This window comes from Lysobacter silvisoli (assembly GCF_003382365.1).
In the GTDB taxonomy this organism is placed as follows: Bacteria; Pseudomonadota; Gammaproteobacteria; order Xanthomonadales; family Xanthomonadaceae; genus Lysobacter; species Lysobacter silvisoli.
Window position 1 is genome coordinate 168,233 of sequence record NZ_QTSU01000002.1, and the last position, 24,190, is coordinate 192,422.

The 24,190-nt window shown below is 69.3% G+C and carries 18 protein-coding genes; 2 read left to right on the plus strand and 16 right to left on the minus strand.

Annotation, left to right across the window (positions count from 1 at the left end; translation table 11 throughout):
- Positions 1 to 45: 45 nt before the first annotated feature.
- The 6 genes from DX914_RS12000 to DX914_RS12025 all read right to left on the minus strand — a co-directional run bounded on the left by DX914_RS12000 (position 46) and on the right by DX914_RS12025 (position 6,418).
- Positions 46 to 1,083, minus strand: a complete 1,038-nt coding sequence (locus DX914_RS12000) for an AAA family ATPase (protein WP_115859367.1) — start codon at positions 1,081 to 1,083, stop codon at positions 46 to 48.
- A 152-nt stretch (positions 1,084 to 1,235) separates the two neighbouring features.
- On the minus strand, positions 1,236 to 3,224 hold the full coding sequence (locus tag DX914_RS12005) for a type IV pilus secretin PilQ (RefSeq protein WP_115859368.1): 1,989 nt from the start codon (positions 3,222 to 3,224) through the stop codon (positions 1,236 to 1,238).
- Positions 3,225 to 3,239: 15 nt separating this feature from the next.
- Positions 3,240 to 3,782, minus strand: a complete 543-nt coding sequence (locus tag DX914_RS12010; protein ID WP_115859369.1) for a pilus assembly protein PilP — start codon at positions 3,780 to 3,782, stop codon at positions 3,240 to 3,242.
- Between the two features lies 1 nt (position 3,783).
- The gene (locus DX914_RS12015) at positions 3,784 to 4,488 is read right to left on the minus strand and encodes a type IV pilus inner membrane component PilO (RefSeq protein WP_425480691.1); all 705 of its coding nucleotides are present in this window, start codon (positions 4,486 to 4,488) and stop codon (positions 3,784 to 3,786) included.
- Positions 4,489 to 4,499: 11 nt separating this feature from the next.
- Positions 4,500 to 5,360, minus strand: a complete 861-nt coding sequence (locus DX914_RS12020) for a PilN domain-containing protein (protein ID WP_115859371.1) — start codon at positions 5,358 to 5,360, stop codon at positions 4,500 to 4,502.
- Positions 5,360 to 6,418 carry a pilus assembly protein PilM gene (locus tag DX914_RS12025; RefSeq protein ID WP_115859372.1) on the minus strand — a complete coding sequence of 353 codons (1,059 nt, stop codon included), beginning with the start codon at positions 6,416 to 6,418 and terminating at the stop codon, positions 5,360 to 5,362. The genes DX914_RS12020 and DX914_RS12025 overlap by 1 nt, the downstream gene beginning before the upstream one ends.
- 230 nt (positions 6,419 to 6,648) lie before the next feature.
- Here DX914_RS12025 and DX914_RS12030 point away from each other — a divergent pair, with 230 nt between their 5' ends.
- Both DX914_RS12030 and DX914_RS12035 read left to right on the plus strand, forming a co-directional pair.
- Complete coding sequence (locus tag DX914_RS12030) at positions 6,649 to 9,165, plus strand: penicillin-binding protein 1A (RefSeq protein WP_115859373.1); 2,517 nt, start codon at positions 6,649 to 6,651, stop codon at positions 9,163 to 9,165.
- 207 nt (positions 9,166 to 9,372) lie between these two features.
- Positions 9,373 to 10,032, plus strand: a complete 660-nt coding sequence (locus DX914_RS12035; protein WP_115859374.1) for a hypothetical protein — start codon at positions 9,373 to 9,375, stop codon at positions 10,030 to 10,032.
- A 935-nt stretch (positions 10,033 to 10,967) separates the two neighbouring features.
- Here DX914_RS12035 and DX914_RS12040 read toward each other — a convergent pair.
- The 10 genes from DX914_RS12040 to DX914_RS12085 form a co-directional block, all read right to left on the minus strand.
- Positions 10,968 to 12,275, minus strand: coding sequence for a citrate synthase (locus DX914_RS12040; RefSeq protein WP_115859375.1), 1,308 nt, complete (start codon positions 12,273 to 12,275; stop codon positions 10,968 to 10,970).
- 323 nt (positions 12,276 to 12,598) lie between these two features.
- Positions 12,599 to 12,841 carry a type B 50S ribosomal protein L31 gene (locus DX914_RS12045; RefSeq protein WP_115859376.1) on the minus strand — a complete coding sequence of 81 codons (243 nt, stop codon included), beginning with the start codon at positions 12,839 to 12,841 and terminating at the stop codon, positions 12,599 to 12,601.
- Positions 12,842 to 13,127: 286 nt separating this feature from the next.
- Positions 13,128 to 14,063, minus strand: coding sequence for a nucleoside hydrolase (locus DX914_RS12050; protein WP_115859377.1), 936 nt, complete (start codon positions 14,061 to 14,063; stop codon positions 13,128 to 13,130).
- Positions 14,060 to 14,656 (minus strand): DUF4166 domain-containing protein, encoded by a 597-nt coding sequence (locus tag DX914_RS12055; protein WP_115859378.1) that lies wholly within the window; start codon positions 14,654 to 14,656, stop codon positions 14,060 to 14,062. Before DX914_RS12055 ends, DX914_RS12050 begins: the two co-directional genes overlap by 4 nt.
- A gap of 678 nt (positions 14,657 to 15,334) precedes the next feature.
- Complete coding sequence (locus tag DX914_RS12060; RefSeq protein WP_115859379.1) at positions 15,335 to 16,438, minus strand: glycoside hydrolase family 99 protein; 1,104 nt, start codon at positions 16,436 to 16,438, stop codon at positions 15,335 to 15,337.
- Positions 16,435 to 17,868, minus strand: a complete 1,434-nt coding sequence (locus DX914_RS12065; protein ID WP_115860146.1) for a glycoside hydrolase family 47 protein — start codon at positions 17,866 to 17,868, stop codon at positions 16,435 to 16,437. Before DX914_RS12065 ends, DX914_RS12060 begins: the two co-directional genes overlap by 4 nt.
- A gap of 68 nt (positions 17,869 to 17,936) precedes the next feature.
- Positions 17,937 to 20,558 (minus strand): beta-mannosidase, encoded by a 2,622-nt coding sequence (locus DX914_RS12070; protein ID WP_425480692.1) that lies wholly within the window; start codon positions 20,556 to 20,558, stop codon positions 17,937 to 17,939.
- A 24-nt stretch (positions 20,559 to 20,582) separates the two neighbouring features.
- Complete coding sequence (locus tag DX914_RS12075) at positions 20,583 to 21,866, minus strand: AGE family epimerase/isomerase (RefSeq protein WP_115859381.1); 1,284 nt, start codon at positions 21,864 to 21,866, stop codon at positions 20,583 to 20,585.
- Positions 21,856 to 22,860, minus strand: coding sequence for a carbohydrate kinase family protein (locus DX914_RS12080; RefSeq protein ID WP_115859382.1), 1,005 nt, complete (start codon positions 22,858 to 22,860; stop codon positions 21,856 to 21,858). The genes DX914_RS12075 and DX914_RS12080 overlap by 11 nt, the downstream gene beginning before the upstream one ends.
- A gap of 5 nt (positions 22,861 to 22,865) precedes the next feature.
- Complete coding sequence (locus tag DX914_RS12085; protein ID WP_115859383.1) at positions 22,866 to 24,182, minus strand: sugar MFS transporter; 1,317 nt, start codon at positions 24,180 to 24,182, stop codon at positions 22,866 to 22,868.
- Between the last annotated feature and the right edge of the window lie 8 nt (positions 24,183 to 24,190).

A 24,190-nucleotide genomic window follows, 5' to 3' on the forward strand; every position in this document is an offset into this window, starting at 1 on the left:
GCCCTCGCCTCGCGGCCCTGCACCGGTACCGGCGCCGCGCCGCGCTCAAGGCAGCGGCACCCGCTGCAGCAGTTCGCCGACCAGGCGCTCGCCGTCCCAGCCTTCGGCCGTGGCTTCGTAGCTGGGCAGGATGCGATGGCGCAGCACGTCGTGGGCGATCGCGCGCACGTCGTCGGGGGTGACGAAATCGCGGCCGGCCAGCCAGGCGTGCGCGCGTGCGCAGCGCTCCAGCGCGATCGAGCCGCGCGGGCTGGCGCCCCAGGCGATGCGGCGCGCGAGCGCGGCGTCGTAACGCGCAGCGTCGCGCGAGGCCAGCACCAGTTCGATCAGATAGCGCTCCACCGCCGGCGCCACGTGCAGGCCCAGCACCGCCGAGCGCGCGGCGAACACGTCGGCCAGCGGCAAGCGCTGCGCCGCCGGCGCGGCCGCGCGCAGGCTGTCGCGCGCGCGTTCGCGCGCCAGGCGCAGGATCTCGGCCTCGGCCGCGGCTTCGGGGTAGCCGATGCGCACGTGCATCAGGAAACGGTCCAGCTGCGCCTCGGGCAGCGGGAAGGTGCCTTCCTGCTCGATCGGGTTCTGCGTGGCCATCACCAGGAACAGCGGCGGCAGCGCATAGGTCGCGCGGCCCACGGTGACCTGGCGTTCGCCCATGGCCTCCAGCAGCGCCGACTGCACCTTGGCCGGCGCGCGGTTGATCTCGTCGGCCAGCAGGATGGGATGGAAGATCGGGCCGGCCTGGAATTCGAAGCGGCCGTCCTGCGGGCGCCAAACCTCGGTGCCGGTGAGGTCGGCCGGCAGCAGGTCGGGGGTGAACTGCACGCGCGCGAAGTCCGCTTCCAGCCGCGCCGCCAGCGCGCGCACCGCGCTGGTCTTGGCCAGGCCGGGCGCGCCTTCGACCAGCAGGTGGCCATCGGCCAGCAGCGCGATCAGCAGCCGCTCGATCAGCGCCGACTGGCCCACGATTTCGGCCGACAGCGCCTGGCGCAGTTCGCGGAAGGCGTCGTGCAGGCGCGCGTGCTCGGCATCGGCCAGGACGGGCGGCGTATCCGGCATGGCGCCGGCGGGGCTGTCGGGGGTCTGCATCGGAGGTCCGGCGCGGGGGCTATGGACCGATTTTGACCGAACTTGGCTGCCGGGGTTCACCCAACCGATGGCACGTTCAGGCGCGGTCGCCGGCGCCTAAAACGCGAAGAGGGCCCGTAGGCCCTCTCGCGGACTGCATGGCGCCGGCGCGATCAGCGCTGGGCGACCTTGAGCACCTTGGGGGTGACGAAGATCAGCAGTTCGGCCTTTTCCTTGGAACGGCCCTTCTTCTTGAACAGGTTGCCCAGGAAGGGGATGTCGCCCAGGAACGGCACCTTGGTGACGTCGCTGCGGTCGCGGAACTCGTACACGCCGCCCACCACCACGGTCTGGCCGTCCTCCACCAGCACGGCGGTGTTGACCGAGCGCTTGGCGATGATCGGCACCTGGCCGATGGAGGTGTTCAGGTTGCCGTCGACCTCGTCCTTCTTGACGTTCATGTTCAGGAACACGCGGCCGTCGTTGGTGATGGTCGGGGTGACTTTGAGCTCCAGCAGCACGTCCTTGAACTGCACGTTCGGGATCGGCGTGTTGTTGCCGCCCTGCTGCGGGGAGATGGTCACGTAGCCCACTTCCTGGCCCTGGCTGATCACCGCTTCGCGCTGGTTGCTGGTGACCACGCGCGGGTTGGAGATGACTTCGCCGCGGCCTTCTTCCTGGATCGCCGACAGCTCGATGTCGAGCAGGTAGCCGGCGTTGAGGATGGACAGCGCCAGCGAACCGGCCGGATTCTCCACGCCCAGGTTGCTCATCAGGCCGCGGGTGATCGAACCCAGGGTGCGCACCGGCGGCGCGCCCACCGAGCCGCCGTTGACCCACTCGCGCAGTGCATTGGCGTAGGCGGTGTCGGCGGCGACCTGCGAGTTGCGGGTCGCGGTGTTGGCGTCGAGGTTGCCGCTGAAGTAGGAGTTGTCCTTGTTGCCGCTGATGCCGAACTTGGCGCCCAGCTCGCGCGACACCGACTCGGTGGCGATCACGATGCGCGCTTCGATCACGACCTGGTCGACCGGACGGTCGATCACCCGAACCAGTTCGCGCATCTGCTGAACCTTCTTCGGGATGTCGCTGATCATCAGCGTGTTGGTGCGCTCGTCGGCGACCAGGCGGCCGCGCGGCGAGAGGAAGCCGTTGTCGTTGTTGTTGGAATTGCCGCCGCCCTGCCCACCCTGGCCACCGATTCCCTTGGCTTCGGTCAGCGCTTTGAAGATGGCGCCGGCGTTGTGGTAGTTGATCTGGATGTACTCGGTGACCAGGTCGACGCGGTTGTCCAGCGCGATGCGCGCGTCTTCCTTGTCCTGCTCGTACTTGGCCACTTCGGCCTGCGGCGCGATCCACACCACGTTGCCGTGGCGGCGCTTATCCAGGCCCTTGGCCTGCAGCACGATGTCCAGGGCCTGATCCCAGGGCACGTTGACCAGGCGCAGGGTCACGTTGCCCTGAACCGTGTCGGCGGCGACCACGTTGAGGTTGGACTCCTCGGCGATCAGCTGCAGCACGGTGCGCACCGGCACGTCCTGGAAGTTGAACGTGACCGGGCGGCCGCTGTAGCCGCGCTTGCTGGCGTCGGTGGTGCTGCTGATGGTGCTGGCGCCGACCGCGCGGTTGCCGGCGGCCGAGGCGGCCTTGGGCACGATCTCGACGATGTACTCGCGACCGGTCTGGTAGGCCAGCGACTCGTAGCCGCCGTTGGTGTTGAGCACCAGCTGGGTGCCGTTGCCGCTGGAGCGCGCGTCGATGCGCTGCACCGGAGTGGCGAAGTCGGTCACGTTCAGCGGGCGCTGCAGCGCCGCCGGCAACTGCGCGTTGCCGACGTTGATGATCACGCTGGAGCCCTGGTTGCGCAGGTCCGGCGCGGCGCCGTCGCCGCTGAACTTGAGGATCAGCTTGCCCGAGCCGCCATCGCCGCGCTTGAAGTCGATGTTGGCCACCGAGATCGCGCCCGGCAGCTGCTTGGCCGGATCGGGGTTATGGGCGGGGGCCACCACCGGCGCGGCCGGCATCGCCGCGGGCGCGGCGTCGGGCGGTGCGGCGTGGGCGGCGCTGAAGCCGGCGATCAGGCCGATCATCAGACCGGCGCTGCGCGTGCTGATAGCCAAGGGGCGCCGGGCCGGCCGCGAGCTGTTGGCGTTGAAAACGGTCATCGTGCTATCCCCCAATCAATTGTCTTCTAACGCCACGGTAGCCGGCCGTTCCAGCCAACCACCCGCGCCATCTGGCACCAGTTCCACCAACTCGATCCGGTCTTCGGACACGCTGGTCACCCGACCGTCGTTCTGCCCCATGTACGCGCCCGGCCGCACCCGGTAGGTCACCTTGTCGGGCGCCATCACCAGTGCGACCACGCCGGGACCGCGGCCGAGCGTGCCGACCATGTCCAGGCTGTCGAGCGGGAACTGTTCCAGGGTCTGCTTGCGCCGCGTCGAATCCGGGCGCGGACCGCTGCCGCCCTGATCGGTGAACGCGTTGCTGAAGGGATCGCGCAGCGCCTGCGCCGCGTACTCGAAGGTCTCGAACTGCTGCATCACCGGCAGCGGGTCCAGCGGCGGCGCCGGACGCGCCTTCACTTCCGCCACCCACTTCTCCAGGTTCGGCGCGTCGCCGGGCGTGGAGGTGATGCTGCGTCCGCAGCCGGTGATCGCCAGCAGCAGGACCGCGGCGGTCAGCGTGCGGCCTGCGCTATTGAGGTATGCCTTGCGCATCTCAGCCGCCCTCCTTCTTGTCGCCCGCGGGCGCGGCGGGAGCGGTGTTCTGGGCGTCGCCGCCGCCGTTGGCTGCCTTTTCCTGCGCCGACACTTCTTCTTCGTCCAGGTAACGGTAGGTCTTGACCGTGCCGGCCAGCTCCAGCGGGCTGTTGGGCGTGATCACCGCGGTCTTGTCGCCGGCCGCGGCGCCGCGCGGGCGCAGCGAGATGTCGTGCATGGTCATGATGACCACGCGCGGCAGCGAGGCCACGCCGCTGACGAAACCGCCGAACTGGTGGTAGGTGCCGACCATGCGCAGGGCGATGGGCTTCTCTGCGTAGAAGTCCTTGGGCTGCTCCGGACCGGGCTGGAACAGCTCGTTGCTGATGCCGGTGGCCAGCGCGGTCTGCGAGATGTCGACGATCAGGTCGGGCATCTCGGTCTTGCTGGGCAGCTGACGCAGCATCTGCTGCAGTTGCTGTTCCATCTGCGCCAGCTGCTGCTTCAGCGGTTCCAGGTTGGCGGCGCGGCCCTGCTTGGTCTCGAACTCGGTGCGCAGCTCGGCTTCCGTGCGCTCCAGTCCTTCCAGCATCTGCCGCTTGTCACTGACGAACAGGTACCAGGCCAGGCCCACGATGACCAGGCCGACGATCACGCAGAAGCCGATTTTGGCCTGCTGCGGCCACGACCCCATGTTGTTGAAGTCGAGGTCCTTGAGCGACATCTTCTTCTGGCTCACGATTCGGCCCCCTTGTTGTTGCCTGCGGCAGCCGGCTGCTGAGCCGGCTCCTGCGCCGGGGTCGGCACGCCGTTGGCGTTGGTGCCGCCCTGCGGGGCGGGCGCCGCCGCCGGAGCGGCGGGCGCGACGGCGGGGGCAGCGGCCGGAGCGGTGCCGGCGGCCGGAGCGATCGCGGCCGGAGCCGGAGCGGCGGCGGCCGGTGCGCTAGCGGCAGCCGGGGCACCGGCCGGCGCCGCGGCTGCGGCCTCGGCGGTGGCGGCGTCGCCCGCGGCCGGAGCGTCGGGCTGGCCGTCGCCGTCCTCGTCCTTGGGCGCGTTCGGGTTGGCCAGCTTCACGCTGAGCTTGAACTCGTAGGGCAGGCCCTTGTCGGTGCCCTTGGCCTCGATGATCGACAGGTCCGGATTGGTCATCCAGCCCGAGCCCTCGAGGTTGCGCATGTAGGTACTGACGCGGGCGTTGGACTGCGCGCGGCCTTCCAGGGTCAGGGTGTCGGAATCCTGCTTGATCGTGGTCAGCACCGCGCCGTCGGGAATGGTGCGCACCAGCGAATCGAACAGGTGCACCATCTGCGAACGGTTGGACTGCAGTTGCTCGATCACTTCCTTGCGCGCCAGGAGCTTGGCCTTCTTCTTGTCCAGCTCCTCGATCTCGGTGATCTGCTTCTCGACCTCGGCGATGCGGTCCTTGAGGAAGGCGTTGCGGGTGTTCTGGCCATCGATCTGGCCGTTGTAGAAGCTCACGATCAGGAACGACAGCACCACCGCGCCCAGGGCCGACAGGCCGAGCATGGTGGCGAACTCTTTCTGCCGCTGCTTACGGCGTTCTGCGCGCCACGGGAGGAGATTGATCCGTGCCATCAGTCGAAGCTCCTCAGGGCGAGGCCGCAGGCGATCATCAGCGCCGGCGCGTCCTGCGCCAGCGCGTGCGCCTGCACGCGCGGACCGAGCGTCATGTGCGCCAGCGGATTGGCGATGATGGTGTTCACGCCCAACTGCTCCTCGACCATCTCGGCGATGCCGGGGATGGAGGCGCAGCCGCCGGCGAGCACGATCTGGTCGACGCGGTTGAATTCGCTGCCTGCGTAGAAGAACTGCAACAGGCGGCTGACCTGCTGCACCATGGCTTCCTTGAAGGGTTCCAGCACTTCGGCCGAGTAGCTTTCCGGCAAGCCGCCCTGGCGCTTGGCCAGACCCGCCTCCTCGTAGCTCAGGCCGTAGCGGCGCATCACCTCGTCGGTGAGCTGCTTGCCGCCGAAGACCTGCTCGCGGCTGTAGAGGCTACGGCCGTTGCGCAGCACGTTGAGGGTGGTCATGGTCGCGCCCGAGTCGATCAGGGCGACGATGCCGTCTCGCGGCGTATTGAGATGGTCGGCGATCAGGGCGAAGGCGTTCTCGACCGCGAAGGCCTCCACGTCCATCACCCGCGGGGTCAGCCCGCCGATCTCCAGGGCCGAGGCCCGCACTTCCACGTTCTCGGAACGCGAGGCGGCCAGCAGCACCTGGATCATCTCCGGGGAGTTGGGCATCGGGCCCAGCACCTCGAAGTCGTGATTCACCTCCTCGATCGGATAGGGGACGTAGTTGACCGCCTCCAATTCGACCTGGGATTCGAGTTCCTCGCCGTCCAGGTCGCCCGGCATCGGGATGACCTTGGTGATCACCGACGACCCGGCCACCGCGGCAGCGGCATGCTTGGCCTTGGTCCCGGAACGGGCGACGGCACGCTTGATCGCCTCGCCCACCGCCTCGACCTCGACGATGTTCTTCTCGACGACGGCATTCGGCGGCAGCGGCTCTACAGCGTAATGCTCGACCCGGTAGCGGTTGCCGGCCCGGGAGAGCTGCAACAGCTTGACTGCGGTCGAACTGATATCCACGCCGACGAGGGCCGGCTGGCTTTTTGTGATGACGCCCACTGTTTTCTCCCCATGCCACAAGCGCTTACGCGCACTTCGTGTGGCCCCGCCTTAGATAACGGACTTTTCACAGGCTGGCAACCATTTCTTTCAGGAATGCCAACCTAGACCGCCTTTTTTGCGTAACGGCCTTAGCGGAACCTACCGGCCGCAGCCCCCCGGGGCGGTCCCTCCCCCCGGCTCCTCTATACTCCACGGCCACTACTACCCGCAAACCGGAACCCGCTTCGATGCCCCGTCTCCGCCGTTTCCTGCGCTGGGCGCTCTACGCGTTCGCCGGCCTGGCCCTGCTCGGGGTCGTGACCGCCGGCACCCTGTACTACCTGATCGCCCCCAAGCTGCCGGACGTGGAGACCCTGCGCACGATCGAGCTGCAGGAACCCATGTACGTCTACGCCGCCGACGGCCGCCTGATGGCCATGTTCGGCGAGACCCGGCGCTACCCGGTGGCGATCGAGGACGTGCCGCTGCGGCTCAAGCAGGCCTTCATCGCGATCGAGGACGCGCGCTTCTACAAGCACCACGGCGTGGACTACAAGGGCATAGCGCGCGCGGTCTGGCTGCTGGCCACCACCGACGACAAGCGCGTGCCGGGCGGTTCCACCATCACCCAGCAGGTCGCGCGCCAGTACTTCTTGAGCGCCGAATACAGCTACAAGCGCAAGCTCGGCGAGATGCTGCTGGCCATGCGCATGGAGCGCGAGCTGAGCAAGGACGAGATTTTCGAGCTGTACTTGAACAAGAGCTTCTTCGGCAATCGCGCCTACGGCGTGGGCGCCGCGGCCGAGTTCTACTACGGCAAGAAGATGAGCGAGTTGAGCCTGGACGAGATGGCCTCGCTGGCCGGCATCCCCAAGTTCCCCTCCAGCGGCAACCCGCTGAGCAACCCCGACCGCGCCAAGATCCGTCGCGACTACATCCTGGACCGCATGGTCGAGCAGCGCTTCATCGGCGCCGCCGAGGCCGCCGCGGCCAAGGCCGTGCCCATGCACGCCAGCCCGCACGAGCGCCCGATCGAGGTCTATGCGCCCTACGTGGCCGAAATGGTCCGCCAGCAGATGGTCGAGCGCTACGGCGCCGAGGCCCTGACCAAGGGCTACCACGTGACCACCACCATCGACCCGACCCTGCAGGCCGCGGCCGACAAGGCGGTGCGCGACGGCCTCAAGGTCTACGACCGCCGCCACGGCTGGCACGGCGTAGAGGAACACTTCGACCTGGCCCCGAACGAGGACGCCGCCACCGCCAAGCAGCGCCTGCGCTCGACCCCGGCCCAGGCCGGCCTGCTGCCGGCCATCGTGCTCGCCACCGACGGCGCCGGCGCGCGCTTGGCTCTGGCCGACGGCAGCGAGATCGCCCTGGCCGGCAACCAGGGCTGGGGCGGCCGCAGCCCGTCCAGCCTGCTCAAGCGCGGCGACCTGGTGCGGGTGGAGAAGATCGAGCCGCCGGCGCCCAAGGTCGAAGCGGGCAAGCCGGCGCCGCCGCCGGCCCCGGTGGCCGACCTGGGTTACCGCCTGGAGCAGCTGCCGCAGGCGCAGGCCGCGCTGGTCTCGCTGGAGCCCACCAATGGCGCCCTGCGCGCCCTGTCCGGCGGTTTCAGCTTCGCCGGCGCCAAGTTCAACCGCGCCACCCAGGCGCGCCGCCAGCCGGGCTCCAGCTTCAAGCCCTTCGTCTACGCGGCCTCGTTCGAGCGCGGCTACAACCCGGCCTCGATCGTGCTCGACGCGCCGGTGGTGTTCCGCGACCGCCGCGGCCACATCTGGCGCCCGCAGAACGACGGCGGCAACTTCGCCGGCCCCATGCGCGTGCGCGAGGCCATGGTGCAGTCGCGCAACCTGGTCTCGGTGCGCCTGCTCGACGCGATGGGCGTGGACTTCGCACGCAAGTACATCGCCAACTTCGGCTTCGACATCGAACAGCTGCCGCCCAATCTGTCGATGTCGCTGGGCACTGCCTCGCTGACCCCGCTGTCGGTCGCGCGCGGCTACGCCACCTTCGCCAACGGCGGCTTCCGCATCACCCCCTGGTTCATCGACGAGATCAAGGACCGCGCCGGCGCGGTGGTGTTCAAGGAAAAGCCCGCCACGGCCTGCCGCGAATGCGTGGGCCGCGGCGCCACCTCGTCCGGCGCCGGCCATAGCGCGGGCGCGGTGGTCGACGGCTTCAACTTCGGCCCCAGCGGCGGCCCGGCCAAACCCGAGCCCAAGAAGCCGGCCGAAGCGGTCAAGCCCGCCACGCCGCCGCCGGCCGACCTGGTGGTCGCGCCGCGCGCGATCGACGACCGCATCGCCTACCAGATCGTGTCCATGCTGCGCGACGTGGTCCTGCGCGGCACCGGCACCGCGGCCAAGGTGCTGGGCCGCGAGGACGTGGGCGGCAAGACCGGCTCCACCAACGACCACCGCGACGCCTGGTTCTCCGGCTTCGGCGGCCCCTACGTGACCACGGTCTGGGTCGGCCGCGACAACTACAAGTCGCTGGGTTACCGCGAGTACGGCGGCAAGGCCGCGCTGCCGATCTGGATCGACTTCATGCGCGCGGCGCTGAAGGACAAGCCGGTGGCGCCGAACGAGCCGCCGGAAGGCATGGTCAAGGTCTCGGTGGGCGCCAACGGCAGCCTGATCCCCGACGGCGTCGGCGGCATCGTCGAATGGGTCAAGGCCGAGGACCTGGACAAGATGCAGTCCTACATCGACTACGGCACCGACGAAGCGGCGCCGTCGGAAGAGTCCTTCGACATCTTCTGATCCGCATGCGACCGGTTGCGGCGGCCACGCCGCCGCAACCGTCATCCCCGCGAACTCGGGGAGCCGGGCGCCCGTACTGCCGCAGCATCGCGGCCATTCGCCCCACGTGATGATCCCCGCCACGCCCTCGTGCTAGCGTTGCCTGGCCGGCTCCCGCGCCGGCCGCGGCGCGTCGGCGCCGTCGCTGGGCCCGCCGCGGAGGTCGTCATGTCGCATCACGCCCGTCAGCACGCCCACCAGCACGCCGAAACCCGCACCCGCGAACGCCGCCGCCGGCTCGCCCACGAAGCCGCGCGGCTCATGGCCGAAAGCGGCATCCGCGACTATCACCAGGCCAAGCTCAAGGCCGCCGAACGCCTGGGCATCCACGACGATGCGTCGCTGCCGCGCAACCGCGAGATCGAGGACGCGCTGCGCGAGTACCAGCGCCTGTTCCAGCGCGACAGCATCGACGGCCTGCGCCAGCGCCGCGAGGCCGCGCTGCGGGCGATGGAGTTCTTCGCCGAATTCGAGCCGCGCCTGGTCGGCCCGGTGCTGGAGGGCACCGCCGACACCCGCACGCCCGTGGCCCTGCACCTGTACAGCGACGACCCCGACGCCGCCGCGCGCCATCTCGACCAGCACGGCATCCCCGCCGAAGCCCGCAGCCGCCGCCTGCGCCTGGACCGCGAACGCAGCGACGACTTCCCGGTCTGGGTGTTCAGCGCCGAAGACCTGGCCTTCGACCTCACCGTGCTGCCGCTGGACGTGCTGCGCCAGGCGCCGCTGTCCAGCGTGGACGAGAAGCCGATGAAGCGGGCTTCCGCATCGCAGCTGCGGCAGATGCTGGCCGAGGAAGAGATCGCCGGGTATGAGGTGGGCGAGTAGGTTCGCAGCTCGCACCGCGATTTGTTGCTGCGGCTGCCCTCACCCCAACCCGCACCCCGGCCCGACCGCATAGCGGCCGGGCGTTCAGTGCAGCGCGAGCCAGTGGCTCGCAAGCGCTGCCCCTCACCCCGCAAGCGGGAGAGGGGCTAAAGCAGCAGCGTCGGATCAGTCCTCTCTCCCGTTTACGGGAGAGGGCTAGGGTGAGGGGGTGAGCGCAGCGAATGCTCTTGATCCCCGCTCGGGCACCGAACTCGCCGTACCAATAGAAGATCCGGAGAGCCTGCCCCCGCGAAGGCGGGGGGCGGCGCACAGGAGGTGCGCCGTTTTTCGTCGGATCAGTCCCCTCTCCCGTTTACGGGAGAGGGCTAGGGTGAGGGGGTGAGCGCAGCGAATGCTCTTGATCCCCGCTCGGGCGCCGAACTCTCCGTCCCAACAGCAGGCCCGGAGAGCCTGCCCCCGCGAAGGCGGGGGGCGGCGCACAGGAGGTGCGCCGTTTTTCGCTGGCACAGGGATGTGATGTGCCATCGAAAATCCCGGCGCGCGCATCGATCTCGCAGGGGAGCTCTGGCGAAGCGCTTTTCTTTGGTTACTTTCTTTTGACGCTTATCGAAAGAAAGTAACCCGGCCGCTTGCGGACGGAAGCTGTTGCTGTCGCTTAAACCAGCACACCACACACCTTCGCGAGTTCGGAGCGGATCGCGGCTCACGCCGCTCCTACCCAAGGCGCCAGCGCAGACTCCACGCCGACCGAGGGCTTGGTCGCAACTGTGGATTCGCGGTCGCAGCTTGCGCAGCTACTACAGGGGTCAAGCGTGGCGCTCGTCGCAGGTGCGGATTCGCGGTCGCGGCGTATGCCGCTCCTACCCAAGCCACAGTGCGCAAAACGAAAACGCCCCGCGGATGGCGGGGCGTTTCGTGCGGTGCGGCGCTGGCGATCAGCGCTTGTCGCTGGCCACGTAGTCGCGCACGCCGTGACCGGTGTAGATCTGGCGCGGACGGCCGATCTTGTTCTCCGGATCGTTCTGCTGCTCCAGCCAATGCGACACCCAGCCGGCCGTGCGCGCGATCGCGAACATGACCGTGAACATCTCCACCGGAATGCCCAGCGCCTTGTAGATGATGCCCGAGTAGAAGTCGACGTTCGGGTAGAGCTTGCGCTGCACGAAGTACTCGTCCTGCAGCGCCGCCTCTTCCAGCTTCATCGCCACTTCCAGCAGCGGATCGTTCACGCCCAGCGAACCCAGCACGTCGTGGGTCATCTTGCGCACCAGCGCCGCGCGCGGGTCGTAGTTCTTGTAGACGCGGTGGCCGAAGCCCATCAGGCGGAAGCCCGATTCCTTGTCCTTGGCCTTGTCGACCGCCGACTTGACGTTCTCCGGCCGGCCGATCTCGTTGAGCATCTTGAGCACGGCTTCGTTGGCGCCGCCGTGCGCCGGGCCCCACAGCGCGGCGACGCCGGAGGCGACGCTGACGTAGGGGTTGGCGCCGGTGGAACCGACCAGACGCACGGTCGAGGTCGAGGCGTTCTGCTCGTGGTCGGCGTGCAGGATGAACAACAGGTCCATGGCCTTGGCCGCGACCGGATTGAGCTCCAGCGGCTCGCTCGGCACTTCGAACAGCATGTGCAGGAAGCGCGTGGTGTAGTCCAGGCTGTTCTTCGGATAGCGGATCGGCCAGCCGATCGAATAGCGGTGGCACGCCGCGGCGATGGTCGGCACCTTGGCGATCAGGCGGATCGCGGCCAGACGGCGCTGCTCCGGATCTTCCAGGTCCAGTTCGTTGTGATAGAAGCTGGCCATCGAGCCCAGCATGCCCACCAGCATCGCCATCGGATGGGCGTCGTGGCGGAAGCCGTACAGGAAGGTGCGGAAAGCCTCGTGCATCATCGTGTGATGCGTGACTTCGTGCTCGAACTTGCTGAACTCGCCGGCGGTCGGCAGTTCGCCGTTCATCAGCAGGTAGGCGACTTCGAGGAAGTTCGACTTCTCGGCCAGCTGCTCGATCGGGTAGCCGCGGTACAGCAGCACGCCGGCGTCGCCGTCGATGTAGGTGATCGCCGACTTGCAGCTGGCGGTGGCGGTGAAGCCCGGGTCGTAGGTGAACATCCCGGTTTCTTTCGGCAGCTTGGCGATGTCGACGCAGGAAGCGCCGAGCACCGGGTGCTGCACCGGCAAGGTCACGTTCTTGTCGCCGGCGGTCAGGGTCACCTGATCGGGGCCCTTCTGGGATGCGGTATCGGACACAAACAGCTCCTCATGTCTGCGCGCCGCAGGGATGGCCGCGGCGCGAGGTGGGGACAGGAATTCGCGGGCGTGCCGCGTTCGTGAATTATCGCACACCGGCGTGGAGCACCGGCTCTGACTTTGGTCGTGGCGATGGACCGCGCCGTTGCACGGGCACGACGACGCCCGGCCGGTGCTGCGGCCGCGGCGGGCGGTTCGGAGGCGACGGGGGAACGCAAATGCGAACGGCCGCCCGGTAAGGGGCGGCCGCGGGCCGGGAACGCGAACGGCCGCCCGGAGGCGGCCGTCGGCTGGCGGCGCGGGCGGATGCCCGCAGCGCGCGATTACTTCTGCGCGTAGCGCTTGCGGAACTTGTCGACGCGGCCGCTGGTGTCCATGATCTTGTGCTTGCCCGTGTAGAACGGGTGCGAGGCCGAGCTGATATCGACCTTGATCAGCGGATACTCGTTGCCGTCGAGCGTGATCGTTTCCTTGCTCGACAGGGTCGAACGGGTAACGATCTGGAAGTCGGTGGTGACGTCCTGGAACACGACTTCACGGTATTGGGGATGGATGCCTGCCTTCATGGCACTCAACCTTAAGGTGTGCGGGAAAGTCGCGCAGTATAGCGGCCATCCTGGACCGGGTGCAAGTCCGGCCTGCCTGGCCCCAGCGGCGCGCTGCCCTGCCAGGACCCGGCGATCCCCCCTTTACCGTCATTCCGGCGAAAGCCGGAACCCATTTGCTGCTAAGGGCTCCGGGGAAGCGCGGCCCGGCGGGAGGCCAAGATCAAAATGGGTTCCGGCTTTCGCCGGAATGACGGAGGGGGTCAGGGCGAGAGCGTCCTGAGTCGCGCCTCACCCCACCCTCGCCTCAAATCGCCGCCAGCGCCGCCTGGATCAGCCCCTCGAAACGGGCCTGGTCGTAGCGCATCAGGATCGACACCCGGGCCGCCTCGCCGCCCTCGCCGCGCCAGTCCACGATGGTCGCGCCGCGGCCATGGCGGCCGTCCAGCTCGATCGCCAGGGCGCGGTCCAGCACTTCCGTCGCGCCGTCCGGGTCCAGGGCGTAGGCCATGGCCAGGGCGTCGGCGGCATGCCAGTGGTCGCCGCGGCGGTCGGCCGACCACAGCCGGGTTTTCTCGGAGATGCGTTGGTAGAAACGCGCGCGCGCGCTGTCGGCCTGCAGCCAGCGCTCGACCTCGTCGTGCAGGAAGCCGTGCGCGATCACCGCCTCCCAGTCGGCCAGGTCGATGTGCGGGAAGGCCTCGAACACGATGTGCGCGGCCTCGGGATCGAAGTAGATGTTGAACTCGGCGGCCGGGGTGATATTGCCGCGGCAGGTGACCGCGCCGCCCATGACCACGAACCGGGCCACGCGCTCGGGCAGGGTCGGGTCCAGCTTCAGCGCCAGGGCGATGTTGGTCAGCGGGCCCAGCGCCACCAGCAGCAGCTTGCCCGCGTGCTCGTGCGACAGGCGCAGGATCGCCAGCGCGGCGTGCTCGGCCTCGACTGCGCGCGCGGGTGCGTCGTAACCCACGTCGCCGAAGCCGTCGCGGCCGTGCACGTAGCCGGCGTCCGGCGAGGGGTGCAGCAGCGGCGCGGCGGCGCCGGCGTAGACCGGCGCGTCCACGCCGCAGACTTCGCACAGCTTGAGCGCGTTGCGCACGGTATGTTCCAGGCCGACGTTGCCGGCGGCGATGGTCAGGCCGACCAGCTCGTGGCGCGGGTCGTTGAAGGCCATCAGCAGGGCGAGCGCGTCGTCCACGCCCGGGTCGGTGTCGATCAGCAGGGGAATGCGGTCGGTCATGTAACCACTCTTTCTACAGGGACGGCCGATGCGGCCGGGATGGCGTGCAGCGCGCCTTCGTAGCGCAGCAGTTCGCCGAAGGGAAACAGCGAGAAGGCGACGGCGAAGCGGTAACGCTCGCCGTCCTCGATACGTTTGTAGGCGTCGGTGCGCGGGAACAGGAAACGCGGCAGCGGCAGGCCGCGCAGCGCGACCGAGCGCAGCCGCCAGCGCCAGCCGCCGCCGTCCAGATCCACGCCCAGGTGCAGTCGAACCGGGCCGGTGTCCTCGCGCCAGTAGCCGTCCGGGTAGCGCCCGACCGGGCGGAACACCGACACCAGTTCGCTGCCGTCGTCGAAGCGCCGGCGCCAGTGCATGGCCTGGCCGTCGTGGACGATGCGGACCTGGAACCCGCGCCGCGGCGTGTCGACAGGGATGCCCAGGCGGCGCGCCAGGCGCCTGCCCAGGCGCCCGGCCAGGCCGCTACCGGTGGCGATCGCGACGTCGCCGCTCAGGGTGCCGCCGCTGCGGTGCAGCGCTTGCAGCAAGGGGTGCAGCCGCTCGTAGGCGGGGCCGAACCACTGCGTAGCCGCGTTGTGAGGGGCTCCCGGCATCCGGGGGGTGCGCTCCTGGCGGCGGGACACTATAGCCAGAGTTTTGACGGTTTGTGTGGCGGGCGGGGCTGGGAGGCGGGCTTTGGCCGGATTGCCGCCGTGGTGTGTGGGGGCGCGTGCCCTCACCCCAACCCCTCTCCCGCAAGCGGGAGAGGGGCTAAAGCAACAGCGGCGGCTCTGTCCCCTCTCCCGCTTGCGGGAGAGGGCTAGGGTGAGGGGGTGAGCGCAAAGCGCGAATGCTCTTGATCGGGCCCCGAACTCGCCACGCAAATAGAAGACCCAGAGGGCGGCGCACAGGACGTGCGCCGTTCTCCGCTCGGGCAGGAGGCCCGATCGGAAAATCCCCGCGCCCACTCCGATCTCGCACGGGAGCTCTGGGGCAGCGTTTTTCTTTGGTTACTTTCTTTTGACGCTTATCAAAAGAAAGTGACCCGGCCGCTTGCGGACGGAAGCTGTTGCTGTTGCTTGAAGGCAAGAGTTAAAGAGCAAATCCCCCTCAATCCCCCTTTGTCAAAGGGGGACGACAAGCAAAGGCGGAAGCAGGGGAGACGAGGTTGCGGCGTAGGTGTGGATTCGCGGTCGCAGCTTGCGCAGCTCCTACAAGGGGCAGTCGCGGCATTCGTCGTAGTTGTGGATACGCGGTCGCGGCTTACGCCGCTCCTACCCCAAGGTGGGATGTCAGGGCGCTGGTGCCGTTGGGAAACGCGAGAGCCAGTAGCGGGTACGGCGCAGGTAGTGGTCGGGCGGCAGCGGGGCGTAGTCGGAATAGCGGCCGGCACCGTCTCTGGGCGCCGCAGGCTCCAGCTGCGTGCCCTCATGCCATTCGTTGAACGAGGTGATCGAGACCCACTGCGCGCCGCTGTCGGCGGCCGCGGCGAACATCGCGTCGTAGTAGGCGCCGTCCTGCCGACCGCGCTCGTTGGCGCGGTTCCAGGGCCGCACCCGGCGGTCGCTGTAGCCCGGCCCCACCGAGGGAATGAAGCGCAGGCCGTGCTCGTCGGCCCAGCGCTGCAGCTGCGGCCAATGCTCGGGCGTGGAACCCCACGTGAAGCCGCGGCTGGCGAAGTAGGTGTAGACGCCATCGAAGCCCGAGGCGAGGAAGTACGGGCCCTCGCCGGCCTGCACCCACAGGCCGATCACATCGGCGTCGTAGGCGCCGCCGCGGATCGACTCGGCGCCGCCCGCGCGCAACAACCTGGCCCAGTCCGATGCGGGCAACTGGTAGGAGTCGTAGACGAAGAACAGCGGCCGGCCCGTGCCCGGGTCGCGGTAGAACGCCGGGTGGCGGCCGAAATCGTCGACCGCGGCGAGCAACTGCGCGCGCGCGGCCGCCAGCGTCGGCCGCGACGCCGGTTCGATCTGGAAGCAGATGCGCAAGCCATGCCGCGCCGCGGCGTCGAACAAGGCCCGCAGGCTGCGGTAGCTCGGGTCCTCACGACCCAGCCAGGTCACCGCGACCACGCCGATGCCGGCCTGCGCGATCATCGCCATATGCCGCTCGGCCACGGCCGGATCGGCGCTGCTGTACTCGCCCAGTGCCGGATAGAAATCGGCGGCGATGTCGCCGCCGCCGGGGATCTCGGGCGAATCCGGGTCCTGCGGCCGCAGCTTGAGCACCGGATGCGCCCAATGCAGGCGCGCGCCGTCGTGTTCGGGGCTGCCGTACCAGTTGTAGTAGAAGACGATCGCGCGCGGATGCGGCGCCGGCAGCGCGTCGCGCTGCGGAGCGGCGCAGGCCGCCAGCCACAGCGCGCACAGCGCCAGCGCCGCGCGCAGCCTCACTGCGGCTTGGCCGCCGGCAGATGCAGCGGATGCGCCTCGGTGTTGAAGGTCACCGTCTTGAAGTCCAGCGTCTGCGCCGGCGCGAACAGCAGGTAGTAGTACTTGAAGGTCTCGGCGAAGAGGAAGCTCTCCATCGAGTCGTCCTGCTGCTTGCTGGTCACGTCCTTGAGCGCGGCGTAGCCGGCCTCGGTGCGGCAGTGGCGGACGAAGTCCTCGAAGAACTCGCGGCCCATGGCCCGGTACTGCGGCTCGCCGGTGAGCACGTGCAGGTAATAGGCCGACTCGACGATCTCCGGCCGCAGCGCATAGCCCGGCGAGGCCACCTGCATCTTGGCGTAGTCCAGCGACTCCGGCTCGATGCCGTGCAGGCGCCACATCTTCAGGCCCGAATCCTGCAGCCGGCGCGCGCGGTCCAGGTCGCCGCCCAGGGCCAGCAGCGCCGGCATGAACGCGTCCAGCGCGCCGTAGCGGGTGGCGGTGCGCTTGCCGGTGGTCATGTCGGCATGGCCGTACCACAGCTCGCGCTCGCGCACTTCGTCGGCCAGGTGCTGGTTGACGGCGACGATGCTCTGGTCCCACATGGCCTTGCACTCGGCGTCGCCGAACAGACGCCAGCACTTGTACAAGTACTCGTAGTAGGAATCGATGCCGCCGCCGATGTGCGAGCCGGTGTCGGTCCAGCGGCCGCTTTCCACATCGATCCAGGAGCCGACCAGGCCGGTCTTGGGATCGCGGCGATTGTAGGTTTCGACCAGCGCGCGCTTGGCCTTGTCGTAGTAGACCGGATTGCCGGTGAACTTGGACAGCATGCCGAACTCGATCAGCAAGGTGCCGGTCTCGGCCGGGTTGCTGACCTTGCCGCGGGTCTTGCCGGTGCGCAGGTTGACGTGGGTGTACGGCAGGCCGGTGGGCGAATCGAACACCGGCAGCAGGCGCCTGCCCAGGTCGTCGGCGAGCTTCAGCAGGCGCTCATCGCCCGTCATCTGGTAAGCCGACAGCAGGCCACCGAGCAGGCGGATGGTGACTTCGAAGTTCTGCACGTACATGTCGTGGTCGAAACCGAGCTGGGTCGCGATCAGCTCGCGCGCCTCGTCCGCCTCGGTCTTCAGGCCCATCAGCACCAGGGTGTCCAACGCATCCACGGGGGTCATCAGCAGCGAATGCGCGTACCAGTCGTGACCGCTCTTGCTCAGCGGCTTGAGCGCGTCGCGGCCCCAGGCGTAGCGCTTGTAGCCCTGCCAGGCATGCCGGGTTTCCTGCTTGACCTGTTCGGCCAGGCGCGCGGCTTCGGCCTCGTCGACGGTGGCGGCGGGCGCGACGGTGGCGGTGGGCGCGGGCGTCGACGGCGTTGCAGCGCTGTCGGCGGCGGGCTGGGCGCAACCGGCGATCAGGGCGGCGGCGATGAGGCAGGCGAGCGTGCGTAGTTTCATCAGGGTCACCAAGGGTCGTGGGGGCGCCGCGCCGGGAGCGGCGGGCGCTGCGGGGTTCGCTAGCGCCATCAGGGCGCGCCGAGCCAGCGCAGGCGCAGGCTGCGGCGCAGGCGTTCCAGGTCGGCATCGGCGCGCACGCGCAGTTGCACGCTCTCGCCGGGCAGCAGGGTCAGGGCGTTGTCGGACAACTGGGCGTCCAGGCCGTCGAACTCGATCCACAGCGCGCGCGTCAGCGCGCCGGCCTGCAGCGTCAGTACCGCGGCGTCGCCGTCGCGGCGCCACTGCGTGCGCAGCTGCGGGTCGGCCAGGGCCAGGGACTTGGCCTCGTCGAAATAGACCACGCGGCGCGAGACCGGCTCGCCCGCGACCTGCAGTTCGAACACCGCGGCGGTGCGGCGCGGGTCGGCGCCGCGCAGCAGCTCGGCATCGCTCCAGGCGCCGGCGGCGGTGGCCGCCAGCGGCGCCAGCGTGACCTGGCCCTGGTCGCGCCAGTGTTCGCGGCCGTCGAAATCGATGACCCGCAGCGTCCATTGCGCGGGCTTTGCCTGGGTGCGGTCCGACAGCAGGTTCAGCGCGGTGCGGCCGTCCTTGCGCAGCGCCGACGCCGCCACCGGAGCGAAGAAGCGCCGGGCGTGGAACTGCAGCGCCTTCCAGCGGCCGTAGTAGTCGATGCTGGACCAGGACGCGCCTGGCCAGACGTCGTTGAGCTGCCAGTACAGCGAGCCCATGGTGTGCGGCCGGCTGGCGCGGTGGTGCAGTGCGGCCAGCTCGATGCCCTCGGCCTGCATGACCTGGCTGAGGTAGACGAAGTCGGCGAAATCGCGCGGCTCGCCGTAACCGGCGCGGATGTACAGCAGCAGGCGCTCGTTGCCGGCGCCGGCCAGGAACTTCTGGTGCGCGCGCACCACCGGCGTGGCTAGGCCCTGCTCGGCCTTGCTCGCGAACGTGTCCACCGTGCGCAGCACCGGCCAGGCCTGCAGGCCGAACTCGGACATGAAGCGCGGCGACTCGCCCAGGTAGGCGGCGATCGGCTTGGAGCCGGCCCACACGTCCCAGTAGTGCTTGTCGCCCTTGGCCGAGTCGTTGGCCTTCTCGTCCAGGTCGTTGCTGGGCGAGCTGGACCAGTACGGCACCTCGCCCGACTCGCGCGCCACCACGTCGCGCAGGTCGCGGCCGAACAGCTGCACGTAGCCGTCCCACACTTCTTGCGCGAACGCGGGATCGGCCTGGGTCAGGGTGCGCCGGTGGCCCCAGTCCTTCCAGGCGGTCTCCTCTTCGTTGTTGCCGCACCACAGCACGATGCTGGGATGGCGGCGCAGGCGCCGCACCTGATCGCGCGCCTCGGCCACGGCGTTGGCGCGGAAGCCCGCGTCGTAGCCCGGCTGCATGCCGCCGCCGTACATAAAGTCCTGCCACACCATCAGGCCCAGCTCGTCGGCCAGGTCGAAGAAGGCGTCGCTCTCGTAGTAGCCGCCGCCCCAGTTGCGCAGCATGTTCATGTTGGCCGCGCGCGCGTCTTCCAGGGTCTTGCGCAGGCGCTGCGTGGACACGCGTGCCGGAAACATGTCGAAGGGAATCGCGTTGGCGCCCTTGGCGAAGATTTCGATGCCGTTGACCGCGAAGGCGAAGCCCTGCCCCGCCGCATCGCGCGGGCGGCGCAGTTCGACCCGGCGCAGGCCGGTGCGCTGCTGCACCTGGGCCTGTTGACCGCCCTCGCCGCGCAGGCGCGCGCGGAAGGTGTACAGCGCCTGTTCGCCGTAGCCGTACGGGTACCAGCGCCGCGGCCGTTCGATGCGCAAGGGCAGGCTCAGCGTCTGCTCGCCCGCCCGCAGCGTGATCTTCTGGCGCAAGCTACGCGCGCGCCGGCCGTCGGGGTCCAGCCAATCTACTTCCAAGGTCGCAGGGCCGGCGGCATCGGCGCGCACCTGCAGCTGCGCGCTGAGTTCGGCCGCGTCGGCGTCCACGCGCAGCTGGCGCAGATGCAGTTCGTCGATGCGCAGGCCGTCCCAGCTTTCCAGCCGCACCGCGCGCCAGATGCCGGCGGTCACGTAGCGCGGGCCCCAGTCCCAGCCGTAGTGGTAACCGGGCTTGCGCGCGAAGTTGCCGGTCATCGCGTCCTTGGGTTCGTCGCCGTAGGGCGAGGGATAGTTGCCGGCGATCTTGTGCGGCATGGCCTGCACCTGAGGCAGCAGTCGCCGGATCGGCGAATGCAGCAGCACGCGCAGTTCGTTGCCGCGCGCACGCAGCTTGCCGGTCACCGGCAGGCGCCAGGTGCGGAACGCGTTGTCGGCCGCCAGCAGCGGCTCGCCGTTGAGGCTCACGTCGGCGTAGGTGTCCAGGCCCTCGAACACCAGTTCGGCGTGGGCGCGGCGCAAGGTCGCCGGGTCCAGATCGAAGCGGCTGCGGTACTCCCAGGCGCCCAGGCCGATCCATTGCAGCTGCGCTTCCGGCGCGCCCACGTAGGGGTCCGGTATCAGCCCCTGCGCGAGCAGGTCGGTGTGGACGTGGCCGGGAACGCGCGCGGCGCGCCACTGGGTCGCGTCCGCGTGCTCGCGCGCCTGCAGATCCTGCGGCAGCAGCCGGAATTCCCAGGCTCCGCCCAGATCGCGCACGCCCGGCGCCGCGGCCTGCGCGGTGGCGGCGAACAAAACCGCCGCCGCGAACGCGAGTCCGCGCCGCCACCGATGCAGGAATGCCGCCGGCCGCATCGCGCCTCAGCTCCCGCGCAACACGTTCAGCACCTCGTAGCAGGCGCCCATGGTGTGGTAATCGGTCTTGCCGGCCGGGCTCTTCTCGTCGCTGTACTTGCGGTTGTCGGCGTCGAGGATGCGGAACCAGGCGCCGTAGTGGTGATCGACCATATGCGCCCAGGAATAGGCCCACAGGCGCTGGTACCAATCCCAATAGCGGCGCTCGCCGGTGCGTGCGGCAAGCAAGGCCGCCGCCGCCAACGACTCCGCCTGCACCCAAAAATACTTGTCGTCGTCGCAGATGTAGGCGTCGCCCTCGACCGCCGCCCTGCCCTCGCCCGCGTGACGCAAGCCTTCGTAGGCAAAACCGTAGTACATGCCGCCGCGCTGCGCATCCCACGAATTCGCGAGCGACACATCGAACAGGTGGCGTGCGGTCGGCACCAGCCAGTCCTCGTCCACGTGACGGTCGAGAATCAGCAGCAGCTTGGCCCACTCGGTCTGGTGGCCGGGCTGGAAACCCCAGGGACGGAACAGGTGCTTGGGGTCGTCGAGGTGGTAGGTCCAGTCGACCTTCCAATCGGCGTCGTAGTGCTCCCAGACCAGGCCGCCGGCGCGCGCGGCCTGGTCGCAGGTCATGCGTTCGGCCAGGTCGAGCGCGCGCTGCAGGTAGCGGCGCTCGCCGCTGGCCTCGAACGCGGCCAGCATGGCCTCGCACATGTGCATGTTGGCGTTCTGGCCGCGGTAGCCGCTGAAATGCCAGTGCGCATCGGCCTCGTCGCGGTACAGGCGGTGTTGCGGTTCCCAGTAGTGGCGCTCGAGCAACTGCCAGGTCTCGTCCATCCAGGCGCGCGCCTCCTCGATGCCGGCCTTGAGCGCGGTGGAGTACGCCAGCAGCACGAAGGCCACGCCGTAGCAATGGTAGGTCTCGTCCTCGACCTGGCCGTCGCGCAGGGTCCAGGCGTAGCCGCCGGTGTCGGCATTGCGGTGGCGTTCGCGCAGGTAGCGCAAGCCGTGGCGCGCGGCCTGCAGGTACTGGGTGCGCAGCGCCTCGTCGTCGCCGAACTCGCGCGCGGCCATGGCGTAGTTGAAGACGAAGCGGGTGCTGCTGACCAGGTGCCGGTGCGAAGCGTCGTAAACGCCGCCGTCGTCCTTGTAGTAATGGAAGAAGCCGCCGGACGGGTCGATGCAGCGCGGGTGGTAGAAGGCCATGGTGCGCGCGATGTGCGCGCGCAGGAAATGCTCGGAGCGGAATTCCGGGGCGGACGGGTCGTGAGTGCCGGCCGGCGGCGTGCTGTCAGGCTGCATGTTCGTACTGTTCCTTGAGCAGTTGCTGCACCTGTGCGTGCGTGGGCATTGCCGCGAAGGCGCCGTGTCGGGTCACCGCCAGCGCGCCGACCGCGGCGGCGAAACGCAGCGCGTCTTCCAGCGCGGCGCGGTCGGACAGCAGGGCCGGCAGCCGCGCCGCGTCCACGCCCAGTTCGCACAGGCGGAACAGCAGGCCGCCGACGAAGGCGTCGCCGGCGGCGGTGGTGTCCACCGCCTTGACCCGGAAACCGCGCAGCTCGCCTTCGGCCTCGTGGCTGTACCAGCGCATGGGCGCGCCGCCGTCGGTGACCACCAGCCAGCGCGCCGCGCCGGCAAACAGGCGCTCGCGCACCGCGCGCTCGCCGGCCTCGCCGCCGCCATAGGGCTCGGCCAGGTAGTCCAGCTCGTTGCGCGCCAGCTTGACCACGTCGGCCGCGGCCAGCGCCTGCCACAGCCGCGGCCGCGGCTGCACGCCTTGGGGCCACAGCATCGGCCGCAGGTTGAGGTCCAGGCTGACCAGGGCGCCGGCCTCGCGCGCCAGGCGCATGCCGTGCAGGGTGGCGGCGGCGATCTCGTCCTCGGTCAGGCTGTTGGAGCAGACGTGGAAGGCGCCGGCCTGGGCGAAGCACTCGGCCGCGTAATCCCCGGTGCGGAACAGCAGGTCCGCCGCCGGCGGGCGGTAGAAGCTGAAGCTGCGCTCGCCGTGGCCGTCCAGGGCGACGAAGGCCAGCGCGGTCTTGGCCGCATCGGTGCGCACCACATGGCGCGTGTCCACGCCGCAGGCCTGCAGGCTGTCGAGCAGGAAGTCGCCGAACATGTCGCGGCCCAGCATGCCCACGAACTGGGTCGGCGCGCCCAGGCGCGCGGCGGCCGCGGCCACGTTGGCCGGCGCGCCGCCGGCGTACTGCAGGAACGCGCGCGGCGCGTCCGCCGCCGCCGCGGGCTGGGCGAGGAAATCGATCAGGGCCTCGCCGAAACAAACGATAGTGCGCATGCGGTTCAATCCTGCCCCTGTGCGGTGTGCGTAGCGCCTTGCAAACGCGAGCCGCGCAGGCCGTACCAGACGATGTAGGCGTAGCAGAGCGCGGAGACGAAGAAGGCGTATTGCAGCGCGCGGGTCTCGTCGCCCAGCGCGCCCTGGAACAGATCGACGAAGGCGCCCTGCAACGGCGGAATCACCGCGCCGCCGACGATGGCCATGACCAGCAGGCTGGAGGCCTTTTCGGTCATCGGCCCCAGGCGCTCGATCGCCAGGGTGAAGATGGTCGGGAACATGATCGAGTTGAACAGGCCCACCAGCACCACCGACCACATCGCCACGCCGCCCAAGGTGTTCATGGTGACCAGCAGCAGCACGATATTGATCGCCGCGTACAGCGGCAGCAGGCGCCGCGGGTTGGCGCTCATCAGCAGCGCCGCGCCCAGGAAGCGGCCGATCATGGCCGCGCCGTGGTAGTAGGACAGATACAGCGCGGCGTTGGCCTCGCTCATCGCGCCGATGTCCGGGCGCGAGACGTACTTGACCATGAAGTGGGCGACAGTGACCTCCACGCCCACGTAGAAGAAGATCGCCAGCACGCCCCAGCGCAGGTGCGGCAGGCGCAGCACTTCGGCGTAGCCGTGCTTGCGCGTGTCGGCCTGCTCGGTGGATTCGGTCAGCGCCGGCATGCGGAAGAAGTACACCGCCAGCGCCAGCACGATCAGCGCCGCGGCCACGCCGATGTACAGCGGCTGCACCGTCTGCACGCGCTCGGCAGCCGGCAGCTTGGCCAGCTGTTCGGCGCTGAGCAGGGTCGCGCTGAAAATCAGCAGGCCGGCCACGTAGGGCCCGATGGTGTGGCCCAGCGAGTTCACCGCCTGGGCGAAGTTGAGCCGGCTGGCGGCGCGCTCGGGCGCGCCGAGCAGGCTCACGTAGGGATTGGCCGAGACCTGCAGCAGCACGATGCCGGTGGCCAGGATGAACAAGGCCGGCAGGAACAGTTCGAACGAGGCCGCCTGCGCCGCCGGCAGCACCAGCAACGCACCGGCGCCGGCGATCAGCAGGCCGATCACGATGCCGAGCTTGTAACCAACCTTGGCCACCACCCGCCCGGCCGGTATCGCCATCACGAAGTAGGCGCCGAAGAAGGCCGAGTCCAGCAGCATCGAGCGGGCGTGGGTGAGCTGGAACACCGATTGCAGGTGCGGAATCAGCACCCCATTGAGCTCGGTGATGAAGCCCCACATGAAGAAGATCGCGGTCATCGCGACCAGGGCCGCGCGGTTGCGTGCGGCGTGCGCGGCAGGCGCCGGCGCGGTACGGACTTGCGTACTCATGGAGTCGA

Excerpts from the sequence above, each read along its gene's own strand:
- DX914_RS12085 (WP_115859383.1), bottom strand. The coding sequence starts at position 24,182 with ATGAGTACGCAAGTCCGTACCGCGCCGGCGCCTGCCGCGCACGCCGCA.
- DX914_RS12075 (WP_115859381.1), bottom strand. The coding sequence starts at position 21,866 with ATGCAGCCTGACAGCACGCCGCCGGCCGGCACTCACGACCCGTCCGCC.
- DX914_RS12080 (WP_115859382.1), bottom strand. The coding sequence starts at position 22,860 with ATGCGCACTATCGTTTGTTTCGGCGAGGCCCTGATCGATTTCCTCGCC.
- DX914_RS12020 (WP_115859371.1), bottom strand. The coding sequence starts at position 5,360 with ATGGCACGGATCAATCTCCTCCCGTGGCGCGCAGAACGCCGTAAGCAG.
- DX914_RS12015 (WP_425480691.1), bottom strand. The coding sequence starts at position 4,488 with ATGTCGCTCAAGGACCTCGACTTCAACAACATGGGGTCGTGGCCGCAG.
- DX914_RS12010 (WP_115859369.1), bottom strand. The coding sequence starts at position 3,782 with ATGCGCAAGGCATACCTCAATAGCGCAGGCCGCACGCTGACCGCCGCG.
- DX914_RS12005 (WP_115859368.1), bottom strand. The coding sequence starts at position 3,224 with ATGACCGTTTTCAACGCCAACAGCTCGCGGCCGGCCCGGCGCCCCTTG.
- DX914_RS12035 (WP_115859374.1), top strand. The coding sequence starts at position 9,373 with ATGTCGCATCACGCCCGTCAGCACGCCCACCAGCACGCCGAAACCCGC.
- DX914_RS12000 (WP_115859367.1), bottom strand. The coding sequence starts at position 1,083 with ATGCAGACCCCCGACAGCCCCGCCGGCGCCATGCCGGATACGCCGCCC.
- DX914_RS12050 (WP_115859377.1), bottom strand. The coding sequence starts at position 14,063 with ATGACCGACCGCATTCCCCTGCTGATCGACACCGACCCGGGCGTGGAC.
- DX914_RS12055 (WP_115859378.1), bottom strand. The coding sequence starts at position 14,656 with ATGCCGGGAGCCCCTCACAACGCGGCTACGCAGTGGTTCGGCCCCGCC.
- DX914_RS12045 (WP_115859376.1), bottom strand. The coding sequence starts at position 12,841 with ATGAAGGCAGGCATCCATCCCCAATACCGTGAAGTCGTGTTCCAGGAC.
- DX914_RS12030 (WP_115859373.1), top strand. The coding sequence starts at position 6,649 with ATGCCCCGTCTCCGCCGTTTCCTGCGCTGGGCGCTCTACGCGTTCGCC.
- DX914_RS12065 (WP_115860146.1), bottom strand. The coding sequence starts at position 17,868 with ATGAAACTACGCACGCTCGCCTGCCTCATCGCCGCCGCCCTGATCGCC.